Source organism: Ruegeria sp. P10, assembly GCF_056534925.1.
In genome coordinates this window covers 104,527-128,405 of the sequence record NZ_JBQERJ010000007.1, presented here as the reverse complement: position 1 = coordinate 128,405, position 23,879 = coordinate 104,527, and the positions used below count along the sequence as shown (strand labels likewise).

Genomic DNA, 23,879 nt, shown 5'->3' with positions numbered 1-23,879 from the left:
GGCTCAGGGCCCCGCTTGCAGCCGCGCAACTGCCATTAGCACACGTTCGGGGGTGGCTGGCGCGTCAAGGCGCGGACATTCGCGGTAGTCAGCTACAGAGGCTACGGCCATCGACAAGGCCTCAAACACCGAAATGCCCAGCATGAACGGCGGCTCGCCGACGGCCTTGGAGCGTTTGATGGTCAGCTCGCGGTTTTCCGACCAATCGGCAAGGTTCACGTTGAAGATGCGCGGGCGGTCTGACGCCAGCGGGATCTTGTATGTCGACGGGGCATGGGTACGCAGGCGGCCGGTATCGTCCCACCAAAGCTCTTCAGTGGTCAGCCATCCCATGCCTTGGATAAAGGCGCCTTCGACCTGACCTTTGTCCAACATTGGGTTCAACGAACGCCCGACGTCATGCAGAACATCCGTGCGATCCACGCGGTATTCACCGGTCAGTGTGTCAATCGTGACTTCTGAACAGGACGCGCCATAGGCGAAGTAATAGAACGGGCGGCCTTGCCCCTTGGCCCGGTCCCAGTGGATTTTTGGTGTCTTGTAGAACCCTGCCGCCGAAAGCTGTACGCGCGCCAGATAGGCCTGTTTGATGAATGCATCGAAGGCCAGAACGTCTTGGCCGATATGCACCTGATTGGCGTGGAAGGACACTTCCTCTGGCGAGACGTTCCAGGTCTCGGCTGCGAACTTCACCAGACGTTCCTTGATCTGTTCGACCGCGTTCAACGCTGCCATGCCATTCAGGTCGGTCCCGCTGGACGCCGCAGTGGCCGAGGTGTTGGGAACTTTTTCAGTTGTCGTCCTGGTGATCTTGATCCGGTTGAAATCGACTTGGAAGGCCTCGGCCACGACCTGAGCAACCTTGGTGTTCAGACCCTGGCCCATTTCGGTGCCACCGTGGTTCAGGTGGATCGACCCGTCGTTATAGACATGCACCAGCGCACCGGCCTGATTGTACCAGGTCGCGGTAAAGGAAATGCCGAACTTGACCGGTGTCAGCGCGATGCCTTTTTTCAGGATTGGCGATGTCTTGTTGAATTCAATTATGTCCTGACGGCGCTGGCGGTATTCCGATGTCTCTTCCAACTCTCCGATCAGCCGGTCGAGAATGCAGTCTTCGACTTCTTGGTGATACGGAGTCACGTTGCGGTCCGTGGTGCCATAGAAATTGGCCTTGCGCACATCCAACGGATCCTGCCCCGTGGCATAGGCGATTTCTTCAATCATCCGTTCCGCCGCGATCACACCCTGCGGGCCGCCAAATCCTCGAAACGCGGTATTCGACACCGTGTTGGTTTTCATTGGATGACTGTTCAGACGGACGTTCGGATAGAAATAGGCGTTGTCCGCGTGAAACAGCGCCCGGTCGGTGACAGGTCCCGACAGGTCTGCCGAGAATCCGCAACGCGCGGCAAAGCTGCCTTCGACTGCTTTAATGCGGCCATCATCGTCAAAGGCGACGTCGTAATCGATCACAAAATCATGGCGCTTACCGGTTGCCGTCATGTCCTGATCCCGGTCAGGGCGGATTTTCACGGCGCGGTTCCACTTTTTGGCGGCCACGGCGGCAACCGCGCAGAACAGGTTCATCTGGCTTTCCTTGCCGCCAAATCCGCCGCCCATGCGGCGAACGTTAACCACAACGGCGTTGGACGGTACCCCAAGGACATGCGCCACCATATGCTGCGCTTCGGACGGGTGCTGGGTGGAGCAATGTACGACCACATCATCGTCTTCACCCGGAATGGCAAAGGCGATGTGACCTTCGAGGTACATGTGGTCCTGACCGCCAACATTCATGCGGCCTTTGATCCGGTTTGGTGCCGCAGTCTGCGCCGGGGCGACGTCGCCGCGTTCCAGCTTGAGGGGGGCTGTGACATGCGGATATCCGGCTTCCTGCGCGGCAATCGGGTCCAGCGCGTGAGGCAGGGTTTCGTAGTTGATCTTTGCCAGTTCTGCGGCCCGGCGCGCGATTTCGCGGGTTTCGGCAACAACGGCAAACAAAGGCTGCCCATGAAACTGAATGGCATCGGTCGGGAAAACCGGTTCATCGTTCAGATGTGTCGGGCTGATATCATTGGCCCCCGGCACATCGTCTGCGGTCAGCACACCGACAACGCCGGGCGTGGCCAGAACGTCGGTGAAATCGATGTCCAAAAGCTTGGCGTGCGCGACGTCAGAGACCCCGAGATACGCGTGCAGCGTGCCTTCTGGCTGAGCAATATCGTCGGTGTAGTCGGCCCGCCCGGTGACATGCTTGATAGCACTGTCATGTTTGACGTTGGTGTAGGCTGATCCGATGATGGAAACGTTATCTTTCATTTTCTCGTCTCCTGATTAGGCGCAAGCCAGTTGAACGGGAGTGTCGGTTTTGGCGTCATTTTCGAGGAAGAACCGACGCAGCAAGTTTTGGCTGGTCAGCATCCGGTAGTCAGACGATGCACGCCAATCGGTCAGAGGTGAGAAATCCTGTGCCAGCGCCTCGGCGGCGGCTTCAAAGCTGTCGCGCGCCCAGGGTTGACCGTTCAGCGCCGCCTCGGCCGCAGCCGCACGCTTGGGCGTGGCGGCCATGCCGCCGAATGCAATGCGCGCATTGCTGATGGTGCCGTCTGTGATCGTCATGTGGATACCCGCAGCGACGGAAGAGATGTCCTCGTCACGCCGCTTGGAAATCTTGTATGCAGCGTCCAGATCGTTGGGTCCGGGCAGAGGCACGCGGATGCTTGCGACAAATTCATCGGGTTGGCGGTCTTGCTTGCCGTAGTCGATGAAGAAGTCAGCCAGAGGCAGGGTTCGGCGTTCGGAACCGCGCCGCAGAGTGATTTCCGCGCCGAGCGCGATGAGAACCGGCGGCGTGTCCCCGATGGGTGAGCCGTTGGCGATATTCCCACCTACGGTTCCCATATTCCGCACCTGCCACCCTGCGATGCGATCCCAGTAGGAGGACAGGTGTGGCAGGTGTTCAGACAGAAGGTCCTGGCAATCGGTGTAGCTGGCGCCGGCACCGATCAGGAGGAGAGACCCCTGTCTTTCGACTGTTTTCAGGTCTTCGAGATGACCGGTGAAAATGGCGGGGCCAATGCCGCGCAGGAACTTGGTCACCCACAGGCCCACATCGGTGGCTCCGGCCACGATCGTGGCGTTTGGATAAGCTTGCAGGCATTCGGCAAGATCATCGACGCTGGATGGCAGAATGCTCAGGTTGTTTTCGGGTCCGGAGACCACGCGCCGCCCGTCCTTCAGGGCCGCCAGACGCGCGGTCATGGTTTCGCGTTCGGTGTTCAGATGATCAGATGACGGGGTGCCGTAGCGGCTGACGGCAATGGCCGCTCGGATGATCGGCTCATACCCGGTGCAGCGGCACAGGTTGCCCTGCAATGCGGTTTCAACCTGTACTTCGGTCGGTTCCGGAGTTTGCATCCAAAGCGCATAAAGGGCCATGACGAAGCCCGGTGTGCAGAACCCGCACTGGCTGCCATGGTGATCGACCATGGCTTGTTGAACCGGGTGCAGCCGGCCTTGAGGCCCAGACAGATGTTCAACCGTCACGACATGACAGCCGTCTACAGAGGCAAGAAACCGGATACAGGCATTGACCGGAGCATAGCGCAGGCCCGAGCGCCCAAGCCGTCCGACAAGCACGGTGCACGCGCCGCAGTCGCCTTCGGCGCAGCCTTCCTTCGTTCCTGTCAGTCGGCGTTCCAGGCGCAGGAAATCAAGAAGTGTCTGGCCTGCCGACACGTCTGGGACGGAGACATCCTTGCCATTGAGGACAAATTGGATGTTGGTGCGATGCGTCATGGAATTCTCCCTCTGCCCCTGCCTTCCGGAGGGTGGTCAGTGGAACCATAGGAGCAAAGATTGAGATGGAAAATCGCTGCAAATGGCAAATACTTTCAACAGATCGTTGAAAAAGATGGGGCTATACCGCATTCTTTCGCTGCTGGGAGGATCCAATGTCTTACATCGAAAGTCTGCGTGTTTTTGTCCGCGTGATGGAGCTGGGCAGCATCACCTCTGGCGGGCGAGATCTTCGGTTGACCCCGGCGGTGGCCAGCAAACGGTTGAAAGAGCTTGAAAACCATCTGGGTGTGCGGCTGTTCAACCGAACCACCCGATCGATGACCCCAACCGAAGTGGGGACGGTTTTCTACGATGAAGCCAAGGCGGTCCTGCTGGCGCTTGATCACGCCGAAGCGCGTGTCGCCAGCTTTTCCGACGCGCCGCGGGGGGCGATCCGCATCACCGCGCCTTTGGGTGTCGGGCGCAGAATCGTTGCGCCTCTGGTGCCGGAATTCTCGGATCGTTACCCGGAAACAGAGATTCGCATGCGCCTGTCCGATCGCAAGGTGGACATTCTGGCTGACGGTCTGGACATCGCCTTTTTCATTGGAGAGCCTGGCGATTCAACCATGAAACTGCGGAAGTTCGCGGATTGTGATCGTGTTCTGTGCGCTTCGCCCGATTACCTGTCGCGGTTTGGGACGCCCAAAACACCGGATGATTTGTTGCACATGCCCCATAACTGCCTGTTGCTGCGTTATCCTAGGTCTCCGGAATACTATTGGACTCTTCGCACTGACATGGGGCCGCGAAAGCTTGAAGTTGGCGGCAAATACGACGCAGACGATGGTGATGTTCTGACCGACTGGGCCTTGTCCGGTCGTGGGATCGTCAACAAGCCGCGCTTTGACGTGCGGGAGTTTCTCGAGGATGGACGGCTGGTCGAGGTCCTGCCCGAGACGCCCCCCTTGCCAACGATTTTCGGGTGTCTTTATCCGCACAAAAAGCTGCAAGATCCCAAGGTGCGCCTGTTCGTCGAACATATCGCACAGCACAGCAAACGCTTTTTCGCATAAAGAAAAACCGGGCATCACGGCCCGGTTCGCTGTCATGGTTTCGCGCGCAGGCGCCTAATGGTTTCTGACTTCACGCACCCATGCGATGATGGTTTGGCGTGCCTCTTCATCCATTTGCACTGCCGATGGTGGCGGCATTGCGTGGCTGATCCCGGCTTGCAGATAGATCTGGTCAGCATGTCGGGCCACATCTCCGGGTGTCTCAAGGTAAACTTTCTTCGGGGCCCATTTCATGGTGCCGTACACCGGCTCGCGGGCGTGGCACATCGAGCAATTGCCCAAGACCGTGTCATAGGCATCTTCGAAGCCCGCGGCGGACGCATATTTCTGCTCGTATAGTGTCAGCTCGCGCGCTTCGGCGTCTTCCCATGTCTCGGTGTTTCTCACCGAAGACAGCCAAGCGATCACGACCATTAGCAGAACCGTCACGCCCCAGGTCCAGTGCGGGCCTTTCCCAGTTGCGTGCATCGTGTTGAAATAGTGACGGATGGTGACGCCCGTCAGAAAGATCAGGCTGGCGATGATCCAGGAATACTCGGTGCCGAAAGCAAGTGGATAGTGGTTCGACAACATCAGGAACACGACCGGCAAAGTCAGATAGTTGTTATGCGTGGATCGTACCTTGGCGATCTTGCCGTATTTGGCATCAGGCGTCCGACCGGCCTTGAGGTCTTCGACCACGATCCGTTGGTTCGGCATGATCTGAAAGAACACGTTGGCCGTCATGATCGTTGCAGTGAAGGCGCCAAGATGCAAAAGCGCAGCACGACCGGTGAAGATCTGGTTGTAACCCCAGGACATGATCACCAGGATCACGAACAACAGCAACATCAGAGCGGTGGGGTGATCGCTCAGCTTGGATTTGCACATCTGATCGTAGAGAAGCCAACCAATGGTCAGCGATCCGCCGGAAATCAGAATCCCCTGCCACAGCGCAAGGTCCACTTTGGTTGGATCAAGCAGGAACAGCTCGCCACCAACCCAGTATATGATCATGAGCAACGCCGCACCAGACAGCCAGGTCGTGTAACTCTGCCATTTGTGCCAGGTCAGGTGCTCGGGCATGCGCGAGGGCGCAACCAGGTATTTGACAGTGTGGTAGAAGCCGCCGCCATGTACTTCCCATTCTTCGCCGTAGGCCCCGTCCGGCAGGGCAGGGTTCGGCTTTAGCATGAGGTCCAGCGCGATAAAGTAGAATGACGCCCCAATCCACGCCATCGCGGTGATCACATGCAGCCAGCGAACGGAAAAGGCGATCCACTCCCACATTACGGCCAAGTCATACATGGCTTTGCTCCTAAGATTCTTTGCTTCCGGTTACTCTATGCGAGTGTGTTTTGTTCTGGTATTGCTGGTAAAGACCAAGCAGTATCAAAAAATGCAAAAAAATGTCCTACCTTGATAACATCAGAACCTTTGTCCGGGTCTATGAATTGGGCAGCATGTCCGCCGCGGGCCGTGATCTGAGGGTTTCGCCAGCCGTCACGTCGGCGCGTATATCGCAACTGGAAGAGCATCTTGGCGTGCGTTTGTTCCAACGCACGACACGCAGCCTGACGCCCACCGAGCAGGGAAAATCTTTCTATCGCGGCGCGGCAGAGATCCTTGAAGCGGTCGAAAGTGCCGAAGCCCAGATCGTCAATCTGACCGAAAACCTGAAAGGGTCACTCTATGTCGCGGCGCCGTTGGGAGTCGGGCGTCGGTTGATTGCGCCGCAGGTCCCGAAGTTTCTTGCCGAGTACCCCGAGGTGAACGTCCGGTTAAGGCTGACCGACCGAAAGGTTGATCTGACAACCGAAGGTCTGGACCTGGCATTTTTTCTTGGTCAGCCAGAGGACAGCAACCTGCGTATTCGCAAGATCGCGGATGTCGAAAGAGTGCTTTGTGCATCCCCGAAATACATCAAAAGGCGCGGGATGCCCGAAAGCGGGGACGCGTTGATCGCTGATGAGCACGAATGTCTCAATTTGCGGTTCCCGGGCGCGACCGAGTTTCAATGGCTTTTGAGGACCGATACGGGGCCAAAACGGTTCCGGGTTTCCGGGCGCTACGAGTCAGACGATGGCGACGTGCTGACAGACTGGGCCCTTGGCGGACATGGTATCGCGTTGAAGCCGATTTTTGAGATCGCTCAACATCTCAAGGCCGGGACATTGGTTCCGGTGGCGGAAAAGACGCCGCCAGAACCGATTCAGATGGCATGTCTGTTTACGCACCGCCGTATGCAGGACCCCAAAACGCGGCTTTTCATGGAATTCATAATCGAACGCATCGGGTCGTCGATTGCGGCGGCAAATACGGCCCGGTAGGTCGCTCAGCTGCCGCGATAGGTCGAGTACCCGAAGGGCGAAAGCAGCAGAGGCACGTGGTAATGCGAATGTTCGGACATTCCAAACCGGATCGGGATGACGTTCAGAAAGCGCGGGTTTTCAGGTGGTGTGCCGCAGGCATCAAGGTAATCCCCGGCATGGAAGACAAGTTCGTAGTCACCTGTTGAAAACTCTGCTTCGGGCAGAATTTGTTCGTTGGTCCTGCCGTCGTCATTGGTGAACAGAGTTTTCAGCAACTGGTGGTCTGCACCTTCAATGCGGAACAGTTCGATTTTCAATCCTTCGGCGGGGCACCCCCGGGCCGTATCCAGAACATGTGTTGTAAGGTAACCGGTCATTTGCGCTACTCCTCAAGTTATACAGTTACTAGTCTGTTTTCGCATCCAGGAGCAAAGGCAGTCTGTGGGAAGCTGCTTTCTGCATTTTTTGAAAAACATCTTTGATTATCTGGGGTATTGATCAATTCAAGAAGAAGGAAACCGATGTGAAGCCTTATCCACGAGACATGACCGGTTACGGTGGGCAAGTTCCCAAAGCAAACTGGCCGAACGACGCCAAAATCGCCATTCAGATCGTGCTGAATTACGAAGAGGGCGGTGAAAACAACGTTCTGCACGGCGATGCCGCATCCGAAGCGTTTCTGTCCGAGATCACCGGCGCCGCCCCTTGGCCGGGGCAACGGCATTGGAACATGGAATCGATCTATGAATACGGCAGCCGCGCGGGGTTCTGGCGCGTGCATCGCCTTTTGCAGGATCTGCCTGTCACCGTCTACGGTGTTGCAACCGCTTTGGCACGTGCACCTGCACAGGTTGCGGCGATGAAGCATGCCGGGTGGGAGATCGCCAGCCACGGTTTGAAGTGGATTGAACACAAGAACATGGGCGCAGAAGAAGAACGTTCCCAGATCCGCGAAGCAATCCGCCTGCACACAGAGGTTACAGGTCAGCCGCCCCGTGGTTGGTATACGGGCCGCTGTTCGATGAATACGGTCGAATTGGCCGCTCAGGAAGGCGACTTTGCCTATATCGCCGACAGCTACGCCGACGATCTGCCATACTGGATCAAGGCAGGGGGCAAGGATCAACTGATCATGCCCTATACACTGGACTGCAACGATATGCGCTTTGCAATTCAGGCGGGGTTCACCAATGGGGAACAGTTTGAAAGCTATCTGAAAGACAGCTTTGACATGCTCTATTCCGAGGGTGAGGCGGGCGCGGCCAAGATGCTCTCGATTGGGTTGCACTGCCGTCTGATCGGTCGCCCCGGTCGCGCCATGGCGCTAAAACGCGCACTTGATTATTTCAGGAAACACGAAGGTGTCTGGTTCGCAACGCGCGAGCAGATTGCCGAACACTGGGCCATTGAACACCCGCCGGTGCAATGTCTGACCCCGTCCAAAATGGATCGACCAACCTTTGTGTCGGAATTCGGCGGCGTGTTCGAGCACAGCCCGTGGATTGCCGAAGGTGCGTATGAACTGGAAATGGGCCCGACGCATGACAATGCCGCTGGTGTCCACAACGCGCTGGCGCGTGTGTTCCGTTCCGCCTCGCCCGAGCAGCGCCTTGGCGTTCTGACAGCCCACCCGGACCTGGCTGGCAAGCTGGCCGCCGCCGGCCGCCTGACCAAGGAAAGCACCGCGGAACAGGCCGGTGCGGGTCTGGACATGCTGACCGATGAAGAACGCGCAACGTTCACGGCGTTGAACGAAGCCTACACGACCAAGTTCGGCTTTCCTTTCATCATTGCCGTCAAAGACAACACCAAGGCCAGCATTCTGGAAGCCTTTCGCCGTCGCATCGACAATGACCGCGACAGCGAATTTGCCGAAGCCTGCCGTCAGGTCGAGCGCATTGCCGAATTGCGTCTGATCGAGAAGTTCGCGCAATGACGGCTGGCTTGAAACTCCGTCCCTTGACGTCAGAGGCATTTGCACCATTTGGCGATATCATCGAGGCGGCTGGCCGGGTGGACAAGCTTATAAATCAGGGCAGATGCGCCCGCTATCACGACCGGGCCGTGTTGGATTTCCACGATGGGCGCGCGGGTATCAGTGTGTTTCAGTCCGAAGCCTTCAGCCTGCCGATCAAGTTGGAAATGGTTGAACGCCATCCGGATGGCAGCCAAGCCTTTTTGCCTTTGTCGGAGAAACCATTTGTCGTGGTTGTGGCCCCGGATGAAAACGGAAAACCCGGTCGGCCCATCGCCTTCAAAACAGCGCCCGGACAGGGAGTGAATTATCATCGCAACACTTGGCATGGCGTTCTGACCCCGCTTCATGCGCCCGGACTTTTTGCGGTGGTCGACCGAATTGGAGCCGGGCCCAACCTCGAAGAGCATTGGTTCGAGGAGGCGTTTGAAATCACAGAATGAGGCGCGTTGCCGGAAGAGGAGCCGGCTGCGAACCTCAAGGGAGGAAAGACCAAATGTCAGATGCATCCATCGGATCGCCGGAACAACTCCGCGATCCGAATTATACTCCGCCGCTGCTTAAGGCGGTGCCGCTTGGAATTCAGCATGTGCTGGCGATGTTCGTGTCCAACGTCACGCCAGCCATTATCGTTTGTGGCGCGGCCGGTTTCGGCTTTGGCTCGAACAGCCCCGATTTCCCGCAGATGATCTACATGATCCAGATGTCGATGTTCTTCGCGGGCGTCGCCACGTTGTTTCAATCTGTTGGCATAGGCCCGGTCGGTGCCCGGCTGCCGATCGTACAGGGAACATCGTTTGCCTTTATCCCGATCATGATTCCACTGGTGGTTGGCAAGGGCGTTGACGCAATTGCCGTCCTGATGGGCGGGGTCGTTGTCGGTGGCTTGTTCCACGCCTGCCTCGGGCTGTTCATAGGGCGCATTCGCTTTGCTCTTCCGCCGCTGGTTACAGGCCTTGTGGTGACCATGATCGGCCTGGCCCTTGTCAAAGTCGGCATTCAATATGCCGCCGGCGGTGTACCCGCCATAGGCACCGAGGAATATGGCTCGGGTCTGAACTGGTTCATGGCAGGAACCGTAATCGTGGTCACGCTTGGCCTGAAATTCTTTGCCCGGGGCATGTTGTCGGTGTCGGCGGTTCTCATCGGACTGCTGGTCGGATACGCCGTGGCCTTCCTGCTTGGCCAGGTGAATCTGGGCAACGTCGGCAACGCGGCATCCTTTGCACTGCCGAACCCCTTGCATTTTGGCCTTGAATTTTCGGTCGCGGCCATCATCGGTTTCTGTGCAATGTCCTTTGTTTCCGCCGTTGAAACCGTTGGGGACGTATCCGGTATCACCAAGGGGGGCGCTGGCCGAGAAGCTACCGACAAGGAAACACAGGGCGCGACCTATGCTGATGGTCTTGGTACTGCGATCTCTGGTCTGTTTGGGGCGCTGCCGAACACGTCGTTCAGCCAGAATGTCGGGTTGATTGCCATGACCGGAGTCATGAGCCGCATGGTCGTGACCATCGGCGCGGTTTTCCTGATCATTTGCGGGCTTATTCCAAAGATCGGGGCGATAATCTCGTCCATTCCGATTGAGGTTCTTGGCGGCGGCGTGATCGTGATGTTCGGCATGGTTGTTGCCGCAGGGGTTTCGATGCTGTCGGACGTGAACTGGAACCGGCGCAACATGGTGATTTTTGCAATCGCCCTAAGCCTTGGACTGGGTTTGCAGCTGGAACCCAACGCGTTGCAATACTTGCCCGGCACATTGAAGGTTCTGGCGACATCAGGAATCCTGCCCGCCGCCGTCATCGCCATTGTATTGAATCTGGTGCTTCCCGAAGAACTTTCCGACGAAGCGACGGAAGAGGTCTCGGGCGGTATGGCCGGACATGGTCTTGGGTCCATCGAGCAAGACGACCACGTCTGATGCGTTCGGCGTGATACACTGATCGTTCTGGAAAAAACATGAAGCGGCGCGCCTAGGCGCGCCGCGTTTCATTGTTTGGTCACCATTGAATGGAGATCTGCTGTCAAAAGCTCTTCGCCCAAAAGGACCGCCGAGACAATGCCCAAGAAGGTGACGCCGTCTGGCTTCAGAAATCGACCTCGATCGCGACCCCTTTCCGAACGGCGAGGTCAACCACGGACGCGGCGACCGCAAGATCTTGAAGGCCCACACCCGTGCCATCGAACAGCGTGATCTGATTGTCCGATATCCGGCCCGGATCGGTGCCGTTGATGACCGCGCCAAGCTGCGCCACGTCGCTTTCCTGGATCAGGCCTTCGGCCACCGCGTGCTGCGCTTCGCCGATGCTGACGGATTGCGCGACTTCGTCCGTGAACACGCTGGCCCTGGCCAGAAGGGCGGCTTCGACTTCCTGTTTTCCTTTGGTGTCCGTGCCCATGCAGGCGATATGAGTTCCGGGGCTTACATGGTTTGCCATCAGCGAGGGCGCAAAGGCCGAAGTGATCGAAATGATCACATCCGCCTCAGTCATTTCGTCAAGCTCGACCGCCTGGAACGGAACGCCGGCTTCATTGGCGACCTTCTCGATATTCGGCAGCATTTCGGGGTGGTAGTTCCAGCCAATGATCTTTTCAAAGGCGCGCTGCTCCAAAGCCGCGCGAAGCTGAAAGGCTGCCTGGTGGCCAGCGCCCATCATGCCTATGACCTTGGCGTCCCTGCGTGCGAGATGCTTGATCGATACCGATGATGCTGCCGCCGTTCGAAGGGCCGTCAGAAGGTTCCCACCGACCATCGCAGATGGCTTGCCGGTGTCGGGGTCGAAAAGAAAAACGGTGGACTGGTGGTTGATCAGCCCGCGTTTTTCCAGATTGTTCGGCCAATAGCCGCCCGCCTTCAGTCCCAGCGTCAGGCCGGCGCGGTCAAACCCCCCTTTGAAGCCGTACAGTGCATCTTCGTGCCCGATGGCTTCACGCACGACAGCGAAGTTGTAGGCGTCGCCGGACGCCATTGCGGCAAAGACCTGTTCGACCGCGTCAAAAGCCGCTTGTCGGGTCATAAGGTCAGCGATCTCACGCTCGGGTACGATCAGCATTTCATTCTCCAATCAAACATTCGTGCGCCCGCGTGCCACCGCCGGAAGGAGAGCATACACGCGGGCGGCTGTCTGGCTGCTTCCGAGCCAGCCCTCCCAAACACGGCAAGTGCGGATCAATAAGCGCGTCCGCGGGCGGATACGGGCCAGACGGTCTCGACCTTGCCGTTGCGAACGCCGACATACCAATCATGTACATTTGCGGTTGGGTCGCAGTGCCCCGGAACCAGCCTGAGCTTGTCGTTGACCTTCAGCACACCGTTCGGGTCCATGACGACGCCGTGTTCGTCCGAACATTTGATGTACTCGACATCATCTCGGCCGAAGATAACGGGCAGACCGCTGTCCACCGATTGCGCCTTGAGGCCCGCATCGACGATCGCCTTGTCCGCCTTGGCGTGGCTCATGACGCTGGTCAGGATGAAGAAGGCGTTTTCCCACTCGCCCTGATCGATCCGGTTGCCGTCCTTGTCCAGGATACGGCCGTAATCGGCATCCATGAAGGCGTAGGACCCGCATTGCAGTTCGTTGTACACGCCCGAGTTGGACTCGAAGTAGTATGAACCGGTGCCACCGCCCGAGACCAATTCGCACTCGATGCCTTCGGCTTTGAGGCCTTCAACCGCGTCCCTTACCATCGCAATTGCGGTGTCGAGCTTTTCCTTGCGCGCCTCATAGCTGTCGAGGTGCTGCATGGCCCCCTGATAGGCCTGAATGCCGGTGAATTTCAGGTTCTCGGCTGCTTCGACCGCTTTGGCGATTTCGATCACGTCGGATGTTGTCGTCACACCGCACCGGCCAGCGCCGCAGTCGATTTCGACGAAGACCTCCAACTGTGTTCCGTGATCCACCGCCGCGCCTGAAAGATCCGCGACATTGTCCAGATCATCGACACAGACGATAATGCGGCTGCCCAGCTTTGGCAGGCTGGCAAGACGGTCGATCTTGGCAGGGTCACGCACCTGGTTCGACACCAGAACGTCCTTGATGCCACCGCGCACGAACACTTCGGCCTCTGAAACTTTCTGGCAGCAGACGCCTACGGCGCCTCCGATCTTCTCCTGCAACTTGGCCACGTCTACCGATTTGTGCATTTTTCCATGCACGCGGTGGCGCATGCCGTGCGCCTTGGCATAGTCGCCCATCTTCTTGATGTTGCGTTCAAGCGCGTCGAGATCCAGCACAAGAGAGGGGGTCTGGATATCTTCTTCATCCATTCCGGGCTTGGCCGGAATGTCAAAGCCTACTTCGAATTCGTCGAGATTGGTCATATCTTTCATTTCCGTATTCCTATGTCGGGATTGATGTCACGCGTTCAGCCAGGGCAGCCTGTCCAGATCGACATTACCCCCGGTTATGATCAGGCCGACACGCTTGCCTTTGAATGCGTCCGGGTTCTTCAGGATCGTGGCCAGCGGAACGGCCGAAGATGGCTCCATCACGATCCGAAGGTGTTTCCACGTCAGCTTCATCGCGTCGATGATCTCTTGCTCTGATGCCGTGTAAATCTCGGATACGTGGTTCGACACGAAATGCCAGGTCAACTCTTTCAGCGGCACCAGCAGCCCGTCGGCGATCGTCTTGGGTGCGTCATCCGCGATGATGTGGCCGGCCTTGAAGCTGCGATAGGCATCGTCGGCCTGCTCCGGTTCCGCCGCGATGATCGCGGTTTCCGGGGCGAGCGTCGAAAGTGTCAGACAGGTGCCGGACACCATGCCGCCGCCGCCGATAGGTGCGACAACCGCATCCAGACCATCGGTCTGCTCGATGAACTCGCGCGAACAGGTGCCTTGCCCGGCAATCACGCGCGGATCGTTGTAGGGATGGACGAAATCCCCGCCCGTTGCGGCCTGAACCTCGGCAAAGGTTGCTTCGCGCGACGAGGTGGAGGGCTCACATTCCGTGATCTTCCCACCATAGCGCCGCACCGTGTCTTTCTTTGCCTGTGGCGCTGTGCGCGGCATGACGACGTTGCACGGTATGCCCCGCTTCATTGCCGCATAGGACAGGCACGAGGCGTGGTTGCCCGAAGAATGGGTTGCGACGCCTTTCCTGGCCTGTTCGTCGTCAAGGCCAAACACGGCGTTTGCAGCGCCGCGAACCTTGAAGGCGCCCGGTTCCTGAAAGTTTTCACATTTGAAGAACAGCTGTGCACCGGATAGCTCGTTCAGATAGTCTGATGTGCGGACCGGTGTGCGGCGGATGAAAGGTTCAATCCGATCATGTGCCGCCAGCATGTCCTCGTAGGTAGGGATATTCATGTTGCAATCCTTCATCACGCGGCGTCCTTTTGAATGGCGCCCGAATGACCGCGATAGTATTCCTGCGCAGCCGCCACGCCCGAGCCCAACTGGATGTTCAGGCCCAGGTCGACCATGCACATTTCAGCGGTGGCAATCCCGGACAGGGCCATGACATCCGTCAGGCTTCCCAGATGCCCGATGCGGAATACCTTGCCCGCGACTTCGCCAAGACCGACACCGAAGGCAACGCCGTATTTTTCGGCCGCGTGCGTGACAATATCGGTGGCGTTGAAACCGTTTGGCGTACGGATCGCGCTGACGGTGTCAGAATAAACCGAAGGGTTCGCCGCGCACAGGTCCAGCCCCCAGGCGCCCACGGCGGCGCGTACGCCTTCGGCAATACGGTGATGCCGGGCAAAGACGTTTTCCAAACCTTCACCCAGCAGCATGTTACAGGCCTGATTGAGGCCATTCATCAAGCCAACCGCAGGTGTGTAAGGGTATGCGCTGTTGGCATAGCCTTTCGCCATGTCGTGCACGTCAAAGAAGGTGCGGGGCAGGGTCCCTGTGCTGGTCGCGTCCATTGCCCGCTGGCTAAACCCGACGATGGCAAGGCCCGCAGGCAACATGAACCCTTTCTGCGAACCCGTGACGGCCACATCAACGCCCCATTCGTCAAAACGGAAATCCATGGATCCGATCGATGAAACACCATCGACGAACAGCATTGCGGGGTGCCCGGCAGCATTCAGAGCCTTGCGTACAGCGGCAATATCCGATTTCACACCGGTTGCCGTTTCGTTATGCGTGGCAAGAACAGCCTTGATTTCGTGGCTTGTGTCGGCGGTCAGAATCTCTTCGTAACGATCGGCTGGCAGCCCTTCGCCCCAAGAGGTTTCGACAATCTCGACATTCAGACCGTGGCGCTGGCACATATCGATCCAGCGATGGCTGAACATGCCGTTGCGCGCCGCCAGAACCTTGTCACCGGCGGACAGGGTGTTGGTCAGCGCGGTCTCCCAGCCTCCGGTTCCGGTCGACGGGAAGATGAAGATTTCGGCGCTGTCGCTTTTCAGAATTTTTTGCACACCCGCGCGGGCTGGGTGCAGAATCTGCCCGAACAGCGGCGAGCGGTGGTCGATCGTGGGCATGTCGCAAGCCTTGCGCAGGCTTTCGGGGATATTGGTCGGGCCCGGAATGAAAACGGGATTTTGAAAGCTCATGGGTGGTCTCCTTCCGTCGTTGACCACACAATAAGTTCTAGCCGCTCTGCCCGATATATTTTTGAAAAAGCCTTTCAAAACACCACGTTTTGAATTTAATTTATAATTGTCAGAGCCTTATATTTTTCATATCATGAATTAGTCTTTCACGAATGATCAAATGGTTTTTATGGATTCTCAAGACAATACTCGCGAAGTCCGCAGAAAAGCCCGTGGAAGACCACGAGGATGGGACGACAAGACAGCGCAAAACACGATCAAATCTCTCGACCGTGCGATGGAAGTTTTTGAGTATTTGAGTGAAGCGCAGGGCAAGGCGTTAACCGCGCTATCCGACGAAATGGGCCAGTCGCCCGCCACAGTTTACCGAATTCTCGTTACACTAGAGGGGAGGGGACTTGTCGAGTTCGATCATGACGAGCAGGTCTGGCACATCGGTCCTCGTGCATTCGTAATCGGCTCGCGCTTCCTGCGTCGCACCAGCCTTGTGGACCGGGCCCGACCCGTGATGCGAAAGCTGATGGAGGCCACCGGCGAGACCGCAAACCTGGGGGTCGAAAAAGAAGGAATGGTGTTGTTCCTGAGCCAGGTTGAAACCCATGCCAGCATCCGGGCGTTTTTCCCACCGGGCACGCTGTCTCCGATGCACGCATCGGGCATCGGGAAAGCTTTGTTGGCATATATGGATGAAGATCGGCTGGACCGGCTGTTGGCCAAGACGGAACTGTGGGCCTTCACGGACCGGTCGATTACCAGCCCGGCCGCGCTGAAAGAAGATCTTGCCATGGTCAGGGCACAGGGCTTCTCGATAGACAACGAAGAAAAAAACGCGGGTATGCGATGTATCGCTGCGCCGGTTTTCGATATCAACCGAGAGGCTGTAGCCGGGATTTCGGTATCCGGACCGACAAGCCGCGTCAGCGAAGCCGAAATCGCGCGCCTAAGCCGCCCCGTCATCGAGGCGGCGCGTCAGTTAACTTTGGCCATCGGCGGGACTATTTCTGCGCCGCTGTCTTGAGGCTCCGGTGCTGCGGATAAGCCGCTGGTCCCGGCCGCAGGGCCATATGACGGTTCACGTCTTTGTACAGCAGGTAACGGAACTTACCCGGTCCGCCCGCATAACAGGCCTGCGGGCAGAACGCGCGCAACCACATGTAATCGCCGGCCTCGACCTCTACCCAATCATTGTTCAGCCTGTAGACGGCCTTTCCCTCAAGAACATACAGACCATGTTCCATCACATGTGTTTCAAGGAAAGGAATGACGGCGCCGGGCTCGAAAGTCACCACGGTCACGTGCATATCGTGCCGCAGGTCACTTGGATCGACAAAGCGCGTCGTGGCCCATTTGCCGTCGGTTCCGGGCATCGGCGTCGGCGTGATCTCATTTTCGTTGAGAACCAGAACGTCCGGGCGGTCAAGCCCTTCCACCGCTTCATAAGCCTTTCGAATCCAATGGAAGCGCAGGGTCTCACCGCCTCGGTTTCGTAAGGTCCAGTTGCATTCAGCGGGCAGGTAGGCATAGCCGCCGGGCGTCAGCTCATGGGTCGTGCCGTCGGCCGTCAAGGTCGCTGTGCCTTCGACCACGAACAAAACGCCTTCGGCTTCGGGATCGGTCTCAGGACGGTCAGAGCCACCGCCGGGCTGAACCTCCATGATGTATTGCGAAAAGGTTTCGGCAAAGCCGCTTAGCGGGCGGGATATCACCCATAAGCGGGTGTCGTCCCAAAACGGCAGAAAACTGGTCACGATATCCCGCATCGTTCCCTTTGGGATCACTGCATAAGCGTCAGTAAATACGGCGCGGTCAGTCAGCAATTGCTCCTGACCAGGGTGCCCACCGTGTGGAGAATAATACTTGGCGGTCATGCATGCTCCTGAAAAATGTCATATGCCTGAAATATGCGCCGTAGGATCGGTGCGGACCACCCGCAAAAAGTTGACAGCTCTATTCGTGAAGATTTGAAAAATCAGAATTTGGCCGTCGTTAAGCGCGCGCAGCATTGGCATCATGCGTGCGCTGCGCAGCCGGTCGGACCAACAAGGATTGGGTCAGGGTTGCACCGGTCTGACCCCGGACAGATCCGGGGCAATCCGTATCATCTGCGACAGGTTAGGTTTCAGTCCTGTGCTTTTACCGGAAATCACCCCAAGCGGAACGCTTGTCGCTGCGGCGAGTGCATCCTGAACGGGGATCCCAGCTTGTTCCGTCAGAACCCGCACCGCTTTTGTCAGGCACAAGTCTGCCCCGGCCAGAGTGCCGTCCTCCAAAGTCAGCCTGCCGTTTTCCCGCCGGATCCGGCGTCCTTCCAACTGAAACTCGGTCAGTGACGTTCCGGCGACCGCCATCGCATCGCTGACAAGGAAAATCCGCCCTGGTCCGCGTTTGGCGGCCCAGGCAATCCGCATCGTATCGGGATGAACGTGGATGCCATCCGCGATCAAGCCCGCCGATAGCGATCCGCAGGATAGCGCCGCGCCGACCAGTCCCGGTTCACGACTGCCGAGCTGGCTCATTGCATTGAACAGATGCGTTGCGCACTGCGCCCCGGCCCTTGAAAACGCCTGGCAGGTTTCAAAAGGCGCGTCCGTATGCCCCAGAGAAACGATGACCCCCGCGCGTTTCAACTCTTCAACCTGTTGCGGGGTTGTGCTTTCAGGTGCCAGCGTGACCATCAATGCAGGCAGGTGTTTTGCAGCGTCGATCAGAATTTCCAGATCGGTTTGCTGCATCGGGCGGATCAGGGCGGCATCATGTGCGCCCTTGCGTCGCACAGACAGGTGCGGACCTTCCAGATGCAGGCCCGCAATGCCGGGAACACCCGTCTGAACGGCCTTGATGGCGGCATCAATCGCGGCCCGGGTTTTCTCGGCCGTGTCCGTGATAAGGGTTGGCAGGATGCGAGTGGCACCCAGCGCGCGATGAGCGCTGGTGATTTGAGTCAGCGTGTGAACCGATGGATCGTCGTTGAACATCACGCCACCGCCGCCGTTGACCTGCAAGTCCGCATAGCCGGGGCTGAGGATGTCGCCATGCAGATCCTCGATCTGGTCATCCTGTGCGATCTGGGCCTCAGGTAGCAACGCATCCAGCACGCCGTTTCTGAACCGTGCGGCATATCCTTCACGCAATTCAGTGCCATCGAAGATCGGGCCGCCCGCAAAGGTAACAGTAGAGGGGGTCATACCGTTTCCGTCACTTTTTTCAGATGGCGCGGTGTGTCCGGGTCGATCCCGCGTTGTGTGGCCACCTTCTCCACCATTCCATAAAACGCAGCGATTGTCGGTATCGGGTCCGTCATCCAATGCGACGTCCGGACATGGGGCAGTTCCGTGGCGTGTTTAACGCGGCCGGTTGTGGCGAAAACCACAGCGCCTTTGGACGCCAGTGCGTCCGCAACTTCGGCCAGATTGTCCTCTGCTGCATCTCCGGACGACAGGGCAAGCACGGGAAAGCCCTGATCCACGATGGAAACCGGGCCGTGCAGAACCTCGGCCGCCGAATAGCTTTCTGCGTGGATCTGGCAGGTTTCCTTGAATTTCAACGCGGCTTCGTTGGAGATTGCCAAAGACAGGCCCCGGCCCAAGGTAAACAAAGAACGCCCATCCACCGCGTCCGCCACGGCGCTCCAGTCGCAGGCGATTGCGGTCGACAAACTGTCCGGCAGCCCATGGATTGCGCGCAACAGGTGATCTTCGCGCTTCACCTGCGCAATCAGCCACAGCCCGGCGACCAGAGACGTCACGAATGTCTTTGTCGCCGCCACGCTCAGTTCGGGGCCCGCGTGAATGGGCAGCGTTGCCGCAGCCGCCTCGGCCAGGGCAGAGGCAGGGTTGTTCGTGATCGCGACCGAGTAAGCCCCGCCGGATGTGAGCGACTGCGTTAGCTGCACGATATCCGGGCTCTGACCGGATTGTGAGACAGAGATGCAGATTGCATCCTCGCAGCGCATGTCGACCCCGTAGATGGATTTCACCGACGGTCCGACCGAAGCCATCGGCAATCCAAGCAGCAGTTCCGAGGCGTATTTCAGAAAGCTGCACGCATGATCCGAGGATCCGCGCGCCACCGAGATCAGGAACCGCGGGTCGCGGGCCCGGATCTCGTCGGCGGTTTGCGCGATCAATTCCGCGCCCTCGGTCAGAAGGCGGTCTACGGCGTCGGGAATCTCATCGATCTCGCGCCGCATCTGAGTGGTTGTGTCAGGCATTTTCCCAGGCTTTCAATTTGACAGGCGCAGTTCGGCCACAAAGTCATAGGCGTCACCGCGGTAGATCGAGCGGGTCAATTCAGCGACCCGCCCGCTTTGCAGATATGAGGTGCGTTGAATCCGAAGCCCGGCCGTACCTTCCGCAACATCCAGAAGCTCTGCCTCGGGCGGTTCGAGGTTGATGGCCGAGATTTTCTGGATCGCGCGCACCGGTCGCAGACCAGATTGTTCAAGAACAGAGTAAAGCGACCCCGTCACGTCGGTGGGGTTCGGCAGGATATCGAGCGGAAGGGCCGCTTTTTCCAACGCCATCGGACGTCCTCCTGCCTCTCGCAGGCGGTAGATACGCGCGACCTGTTCATTTGCCGACAAGCCCAATGCCATCATTTCTTCCGGGGATGGCAGGAAAACCCCGCGCTCCAGCCATGTGGAGGTCGTCTTGAGCCCGCGCCGCTCCATGTCTTCGGTGAACGATGTCAGATGGGACAGCGATTGTTCAACCTTCGCTACGGGTTCGCGAACAAACGACCCAGACCCCTGTCTTTGCTCGATTGCACCTTTGCGCACCAGCTCATGAATCGCCTTGCGTACGGTCACACGGGACAGGTCGGTGATCTCGGCGATTTCTCTTTCAGGGGGCAGCGAACTGTTGGGAGGCAGGATGCCGTCCTTGATCCCTTGTTCAAGGCGTTGACGGAGTTGTACATAGCGCGGGCCCGAGCTGTGCCCCAACCATCCTTCGGGCCGCAGGAAATCAGCTATGTTCATGTTCGATTTCCTCCAGATACGCCTGTGCCAATGCAAGTGCGCCGGACAGTGGATCGCCTGCGGGCTGGACCAGAGCAGATTGCATGTTCGCAGGCAGGTAGGGCGCGTAAAGGGGGCCAATTCCGCCGGTCAGACAAACGGGCAGGCCAACGTTCCAGCCCATTTTCTTCATCACGTCGATCAGATAGCCCGCACCGTCCTGCAGGATGGATCTGGCCAAGTCGTCCCCGCGATTGGAAATCTCGGTCACAAGCGGGGCGAGGGCGCCAAAGTCCGATGGCGTCATGTCAGCGGCGGCCCGTACAATTCCTGCGGCATCGCCAAATCGAGACAGCAGATCCTGCGCCAATGCTGAAGGGCCGGCCGTGCCGTCCGTGTGCTCCAGCGTCTTGGCCAGCGCCCGTTTGCCAACCCATTGCGCGGAAGCCTGATCGCCCAGAACAGGGCCCCACCCGCCGGCAAACTTCATCGTGCCACCCCTTTGCATTGCGACAAAAGAACCGGTACCGCAATGTGCGACAAACCCGTCCATGGCCCCCAATGCGCCGCGCAAAGCTGCTGCGCGATCATCTTCGATCCGGACGTGCCGAAATGGCAATGCCGTCGCAAGTTTCCGGGCAATTGCGTCACCTGTTATCCCGGCCAGGCCCAGATAGGCGGGCGCTTGCGCAAGCTCCTCGGGCGAACGGCCCGCCTGAGCGGCCAGAGCTTCCAGACCGCGCTGCAGCTCGATGCAGGCGGCCTCGAAATCCGTGGACACGTTTGCTGCGCCGACTTCGACTCTGTGTGTTTTGCCATCAACAAAAGCGGCGACGCGGCAACGCGTTCCGCCCCCGTCGGCGGCCAGGAACATGGGTTTTGATGACTTTACCATATACAGACCTTTATAATACCTTTTACGTGTTTTGAAGTCCTAATTGCGACCAAAGCGGTGAATTTCGTGCTATATCGGCCAAAAATATGGAAAAAAATAAATGGTAGACTAATGGTATTTAAAAGGTATGATATCGAGAGTTCTTGGGGGAGAATCACTTGATTACGCCGGCGACAGAACAATTGCATCAGGATGCGCATGGGCTTGATACCCGTCCGCTGGCCGAAGTAGCCGGCCTGCTGGCGCGGTCGCAGGTGTCAGCGGCATCGGCAGTGCTTGATGCGCTTGGCCCGATTTGCAGCGGGGCGACGGCCATGGCCCAGACGATCCGGTCGGGCGGCAAGCTTCGATATCTTGCGGCGGGGTCTTCCGGCCTCATGGCGGCCTCGGACGCGCTTGAGCTTGGCGGAACCTTTTCCATCCCGTCGCAGCAGATCCGCATTCATATGGCGGGTGGAATGCCGATCACGGCAGACATGCCGGGGGATGTAGAGGACGCTGTTGATGGGCTGGCGCAAGAGGTGTCGGATATGGTTGCCAACGATACGCTCATCGCGGTCTCGGCCAGCGGCACCACGCCTTATACCGTCGCTGCCGCAAAACTGGCGCGCGACCGGGGGACGCCCGTGATCGGGATTGCAAACAACGCGGGTTCGCAATTGTTACAACTGGCGGACCATGCCGTTCTGCTTGCGACCCCTCCGGAATTGATCTCGGGATCAACCCGGATGGGGGCCGGCACTGCGCAGAAAATAGCTCTCAACACGTTGTCGACGCTGATGGCCATCGAGCTTGGGCATATTCAGGACGGCATGATGATCAATCTGCGGGCGGACAATGACAAATTGCGCGCACGCGCCAACGGAATCGTGTGCCAGCTTACCGGCGTATCACCGGAACGTGCTGATGATGCCCTGAGGGCCGCGGATGGGAACCTGAAATGCGCGGCACTTGTCGCCGCAGGTGCCGCATCGGCAGAGGATGCACAAAAGCGACTGGCTGAAACGAATGGCCATCTGCGTCATGCGATGAACCGGCTGAATGAAAATAACGAACATAGCAACCTGGGAGAAACCAAATGAAACGCAAAGTTCTGAGCCTAGCTCTGATGAGCACGGCGCTGGTCACAAGCGCCTATGCGCAAGACGCCACGCTGACAATCGAAAGCTGGCGCAACGACGACCTCGCTCTCTGGCAGGAAAAGATCATCCCTGCTTTCGAGGCGGCCAATCCAGGTATCAAAGTTGTTTTCTCGCCTTCAGCCCCGGCGGAGTACAATGCGGTTCTGAATTCGAAACTGGAAGCCGGATCCGCCGGTGATCTGATCACCTGCCGCCCGTTCGATGCTTCTCTGGCGCTGTACGAAGCGGGCCATCTGACCGACCTGTCCGATTTGGATGCGATGGACAATTTCTCGGACGTAGCCAAATCGGCGTGGCAGACAGACGATGGGTCGGCCAGTTTTTGTGTTCCGATGGCATCGGTGATCCACGGTTTTATCTACAACAAGGATGCGTTCAACGAACTGGGTCTGGAGGTTCCGACCACCGAGGCAGAATTCTTTGAGGTGTTGGACGAGATCAAGGAAGACGGCACCTATATTCCGATGGCAATGGGCACCAACGACCAGTGGGAAGCCGCAACGATGGGCTATAACAACATCGGCCCAAACTACTGGAAGGGCGAAGAAGGCCGTCTGGCCTTGATCAAGGGTGAACAGAAGCTGACCGACCCACAGTGGGTTGCACCTTATGCGACACTGGCCAAGTGGGGCGCGTATCTAGGCGACGGGTATGAGGCGCAGACCTATCCCGACAGCCAAAACCTGTTCACGCTGGGCCGCGCTGCGATCTATCCGGCAGGCAGCTGGGAAATCGCAGGTTTCAACACGCAGGCAGATTTTGAGATGGGCGCCTTCAAGCCGCCGGTCCAAAATGCCGGTGACACCTGCTATATCTCGGACCATACCGATATCGGCATCGGTCTGAACGCTGCCAGCGAAAACCAGGAGGCTGCCCGCACGTTCCTGGCCTGGGTCGCAAGCCCGGAATTCGCCAGCATTTTCGGCAATGCGGTTCCCGGTTTCTTCCCTCTGTCCAATACTCCGGTTGAACTGGAAGATCCCCTTGCCAAGGAAATCGTCGGATGGCGGGATGAGTGCGAGAGCACCATCCGTTCGACCTATCAGATCCTGTCACGTGGCACGCCCAACCTCGAAAACGAGACCTGGGGTGCGTCCGTTGCAGCCATCAAGGGCACCGAAAGCCCTGAGGCTTTGGGCAAGAAACTGCAAGACGGGCTGGCCAGCTGGTACGCACCGCATCAGTAAGACCTGAACCACTCTCACCGGACGCGGCCCGTCGCGTCCGGCACCTTTTCCCCG

The 23,879-nt window shown here is 58.2% G+C and carries 21 protein-coding genes; 8 read left to right on the top strand and 13 right to left on the bottom strand.

Translation table 11 applies throughout. The features are described from left to right. Positions 1-3: 3 nt before the first annotated feature. Together xdhB and xdhA are read right to left on the bottom strand one after the other, a co-directional pair. Positions 4-2,322: a xanthine dehydrogenase molybdopterin binding subunit gene (gene xdhB, locus ACR0FB_RS13255; protein WP_480621017.1), complete on the bottom strand. Its 2,319-nt coding sequence runs from the start codon at positions 2,320-2,322 to the stop codon at positions 4-6. A 15-nt stretch (positions 2,323-2,337) separates the two neighbouring features. Then, the gene (gene xdhA / locus ACR0FB_RS13250; RefSeq protein WP_480621019.1) at positions 2,338-3,801 is read right to left on the bottom strand and encodes a xanthine dehydrogenase small subunit; all 1,464 of its coding nucleotides are present in this window, start codon (positions 3,799-3,801) and stop codon (positions 2,338-2,340) included. A gap of 155 nt (positions 3,802-3,956) precedes the next feature. On the opposite strand from xdhA, the gene ACR0FB_RS13245 reads away from it, so the two are divergent. Beyond that, positions 3,957-4,859 carry a LysR family transcriptional regulator gene (locus ACR0FB_RS13245; RefSeq protein ID WP_171724589.1) on the top strand — a complete coding sequence of 301 codons (903 nt, stop codon included), beginning with the start codon at positions 3,957-3,959 and terminating at the stop codon, positions 4,857-4,859. Positions 4,860-4,913: 54 nt separating this feature from the next. Here the strand turns inward: ACR0FB_RS13245 and ACR0FB_RS13240 are convergent, their stop codons facing one another. Next, complete coding sequence (locus ACR0FB_RS13240; protein ID WP_480621021.1) at positions 4,914-6,146, bottom strand: urate hydroxylase PuuD; 1,233 nt, start codon at positions 6,144-6,146, stop codon at positions 4,914-4,916. A gap of 101 nt (positions 6,147-6,247) precedes the next feature. Here ACR0FB_RS13240 and ACR0FB_RS13235 point away from each other — a divergent pair, with 101 nt between their 5' ends. Continuing rightward, positions 6,248-7,168, top strand: a complete 921-nt coding sequence (locus ACR0FB_RS13235; protein ID WP_171724587.1) for a LysR family transcriptional regulator — start codon at positions 6,248-6,250, stop codon at positions 7,166-7,168. 5 nt (positions 7,169-7,173) lie between these two features. On the opposite strand, the gene uraH is transcribed toward ACR0FB_RS13235, so the two are convergent. After that, positions 7,174-7,527, bottom strand: a complete 354-nt coding sequence (uraH, locus tag ACR0FB_RS13230) for a hydroxyisourate hydrolase (protein ID WP_171724586.1) — start codon at positions 7,525-7,527, stop codon at positions 7,174-7,176. Between the two features lie 146 nt (positions 7,528-7,673). Here uraH and puuE point away from each other — a divergent pair, with 146 nt between their 5' ends. From puuE to ACR0FB_RS13215, 3 genes are read left to right on the top strand one after another with little or no spacing between them, the layout of a single operon-like run. Continuing rightward, on the top strand, positions 7,674-9,086 hold the full coding sequence (gene puuE, locus ACR0FB_RS13225) for an allantoinase PuuE (RefSeq protein WP_371732265.1): 1,413 nt from the start codon (positions 7,674-7,676) through the stop codon (positions 9,084-9,086). Beyond that, a complete protein-coding gene (locus ACR0FB_RS13220; protein WP_480621023.1) occupies positions 9,083-9,568 on the top strand; it encodes an ureidoglycolate lyase in 486 nt (161 codons plus the stop codon). The genes puuE and ACR0FB_RS13220 overlap by 4 nt, the downstream gene beginning before the upstream one ends. Positions 9,569-9,621: 53 nt before the next feature. Beyond that, a complete protein-coding gene (locus ACR0FB_RS13215) occupies positions 9,622-11,046 on the top strand; it encodes a uracil-xanthine permease family protein (RefSeq protein ID WP_480621025.1) in 1,425 nt (474 codons plus the stop codon). A gap of 166 nt (positions 11,047-11,212) precedes the next feature. Here ACR0FB_RS13215 and bhcD read toward each other — a convergent pair whose 3' ends face one another. The 4 genes from bhcD to bhcA form a co-directional block, all read right to left on the bottom strand. Next, positions 11,213-12,178: an iminosuccinate reductase BhcD gene (gene bhcD / locus ACR0FB_RS13210; RefSeq protein ID WP_171724584.1), complete on the bottom strand. Its 966-nt coding sequence runs from the start codon at positions 12,176-12,178 to the stop codon at positions 11,213-11,215. Between the two features lie 116 nt (positions 12,179-12,294). Then, positions 12,295-13,458, bottom strand: a complete 1,164-nt coding sequence (gene bhcC, locus ACR0FB_RS13205; protein ID WP_171724583.1) for a 3-hydroxy-D-aspartate aldolase BhcC — start codon at positions 13,456-13,458, stop codon at positions 12,295-12,297. A gap of 27 nt (positions 13,459-13,485) precedes the next feature. Then, the gene (bhcB, locus tag ACR0FB_RS13200) at positions 13,486-14,454 is read right to left on the bottom strand and encodes a beta-hydroxyaspartate dehydratase BhcB (protein ID WP_209835075.1); all 969 of its coding nucleotides are present in this window, start codon (positions 14,452-14,454) and stop codon (positions 13,486-13,488) included. Next, on the bottom strand, positions 14,454-15,644 hold the full coding sequence (bhcA, locus tag ACR0FB_RS13195; RefSeq protein ID WP_171233267.1) for an L-aspartate--glyoxylate aminotransferase BhcA: 1,191 nt from the start codon (positions 15,642-15,644) through the stop codon (positions 14,454-14,456). Before bhcA ends, bhcB begins: the two co-directional genes overlap by 1 nt. Before the next feature lie 169 nt (positions 15,645-15,813). Here bhcA and bhcR point away from each other — a divergent pair, with 169 nt between their 5' ends. Then, entirely contained in the window at positions 15,814-16,662 is an 849-nt protein-coding gene (bhcR, locus tag ACR0FB_RS13190) for an HTH-type transcriptional regulator BhcR (RefSeq protein ID WP_209835074.1), read from the top strand. Here bhcR and ACR0FB_RS13185 read toward each other — a convergent pair. The 5 genes from ACR0FB_RS13185 to ACR0FB_RS13165 all read right to left on the bottom strand — a co-directional run bounded on the left by ACR0FB_RS13185 (position 16,640) and on the right by ACR0FB_RS13165 (position 21,496). Further along, positions 16,640-17,512 (bottom strand): bifunctional allantoicase/(S)-ureidoglycine aminohydrolase, encoded by an 873-nt coding sequence (locus ACR0FB_RS13185; protein WP_171724579.1) that lies wholly within the window; start codon positions 17,510-17,512, stop codon positions 16,640-16,642. The genes bhcR and ACR0FB_RS13185 overlap by 23 nt on opposite strands. A 183-nt stretch (positions 17,513-17,695) precedes the next feature. Continuing rightward, on the bottom strand, positions 17,696-18,829 hold the full coding sequence (gene nagA, locus ACR0FB_RS13180; protein ID WP_480621028.1) for an N-acetylglucosamine-6-phosphate deacetylase: 1,134 nt from the start codon (positions 18,827-18,829) through the stop codon (positions 17,696-17,698). Then, complete coding sequence (locus tag ACR0FB_RS13175) at positions 18,826-19,854, bottom strand: SIS domain-containing protein (protein WP_171724577.1); 1,029 nt, start codon at positions 19,852-19,854, stop codon at positions 18,826-18,828. The genes nagA and ACR0FB_RS13175 overlap by 4 nt, the downstream gene beginning before the upstream one ends. 12 nt (positions 19,855-19,866) lie before the next feature. Continuing rightward, positions 19,867-20,622, bottom strand: coding sequence for a GntR family transcriptional regulator (locus ACR0FB_RS13170; RefSeq protein ID WP_171636418.1), 756 nt, complete (start codon positions 20,620-20,622; stop codon positions 19,867-19,869). Continuing rightward, entirely contained in the window at positions 20,609-21,496 is an 888-nt protein-coding gene (locus ACR0FB_RS13165; RefSeq protein WP_171724576.1) for a glucosamine kinase nucleotide-binding domain-containing protein, read from the bottom strand. Before ACR0FB_RS13165 ends, ACR0FB_RS13170 begins: the two co-directional genes overlap by 14 nt. 158 nt (positions 21,497-21,654) lie before the next feature. Between ACR0FB_RS13165 and ACR0FB_RS13160 the strand changes: the two genes are divergently transcribed. Together ACR0FB_RS13160 and ACR0FB_RS13155 are read left to right on the top strand one after the other, a co-directional pair. Beyond that, a complete protein-coding gene (locus ACR0FB_RS13160) occupies positions 21,655-22,578 on the top strand; it encodes an N-acetylmuramic acid 6-phosphate etherase (protein ID WP_171724575.1) in 924 nt (307 codons plus the stop codon). Beyond that, complete coding sequence (locus tag ACR0FB_RS13155; RefSeq protein ID WP_480490992.1) at positions 22,575-23,825, top strand: ABC transporter substrate-binding protein; 1,251 nt, start codon at positions 22,575-22,577, stop codon at positions 23,823-23,825. The genes ACR0FB_RS13160 and ACR0FB_RS13155 overlap by 4 nt, the downstream gene beginning before the upstream one ends. Positions 23,826-23,879 lie beyond the last annotated feature (54 nt).

Coding starts and splice junctions, on each gene's coding strand:
- xdhB (WP_480621017.1), bottom strand. CDS start 2,322: ATGAAAGATAACGTTTCCATCATCGGATCAGCCTACACCAACGTCAAA.
- xdhA (WP_480621019.1), bottom strand. CDS start 3,801: ATGACGCATCGCACCAACATCCAATTTGTCCTCAATGGCAAGGATGTC.
- ACR0FB_RS13245 (WP_171724589.1), top strand. CDS start 3,957: ATGTCTTACATCGAAAGTCTGCGTGTTTTTGTCCGCGTGATGGAGCTG.
- ACR0FB_RS13240 (WP_480621021.1), bottom strand. CDS start 6,146: ATGTATGACTTGGCCGTAATGTGGGAGTGGATCGCCTTTTCCGTTCGC.
- ACR0FB_RS13235 (WP_171724587.1), top strand. CDS start 6,248: ATGTCCTACCTTGATAACATCAGAACCTTTGTCCGGGTCTATGAATTG.
- uraH (WP_171724586.1), bottom strand. CDS start 7,527: ATGACCGGTTACCTTACAACACATGTTCTGGATACGGCCCGGGGGTGC.
- ACR0FB_RS13220 (WP_480621023.1), top strand. CDS start 9,083: ATGACGGCTGGCTTGAAACTCCGTCCCTTGACGTCAGAGGCATTTGCA.
- ACR0FB_RS13215 (WP_480621025.1), top strand. CDS start 9,622: ATGTCAGATGCATCCATCGGATCGCCGGAACAACTCCGCGATCCGAAT.
- bhcD (WP_171724584.1), bottom strand. CDS start 12,178: ATGCTGATCGTACCCGAGCGTGAGATCGCTGACCTTATGACCCGACAA.
- bhcC (WP_171724583.1), bottom strand. CDS start 13,458: ATGAAAGATATGACCAATCTCGACGAATTCGAAGTAGGCTTTGACATT.
- bhcB (WP_209835075.1), bottom strand. CDS start 14,454: ATGAAGGATTGCAACATGAATATCCCTACCTACGAGGACATGCTGGCG.
- bhcA (WP_171233267.1), bottom strand. CDS start 15,644: ATGAGCTTTCAAAATCCCGTTTTCATTCCGGGCCCGACCAATATCCCC.
- bhcR (WP_209835074.1), top strand. CDS start 15,814: ATGGATTCTCAAGACAATACTCGCGAAGTCCGCAGAAAAGCCCGTGGA.
- ACR0FB_RS13185 (WP_171724579.1), bottom strand. CDS start 17,512: ATGACCGCCAAGTATTATTCTCCACACGGTGGGCACCCTGGTCAGGAG.
- nagA (WP_480621028.1), bottom strand. CDS start 18,829: ATGACCCCCTCTACTGTTACCTTTGCGGGCGGCCCGATCTTCGATGGC.
- ACR0FB_RS13175 (WP_171724577.1), bottom strand. CDS start 19,854: ATGCCTGACACAACCACTCAGATGCGGCGCGAGATCGATGAGATTCCC.
- ACR0FB_RS13170 (WP_171636418.1), bottom strand. CDS start 20,622: ATGAACATAGCTGATTTCCTGCGGCCCGAAGGATGGTTGGGGCACAGC.
- ACR0FB_RS13165 (WP_171724576.1), bottom strand. CDS start 21,496: ATGGTAAAGTCATCAAAACCCATGTTCCTGGCCGCCGACGGGGGCGGA.
- ACR0FB_RS13155 (WP_480490992.1), top strand. CDS start 22,575: ATGAAACGCAAAGTTCTGAGCCTAGCTCTGATGAGCACGGCGCTGGTC.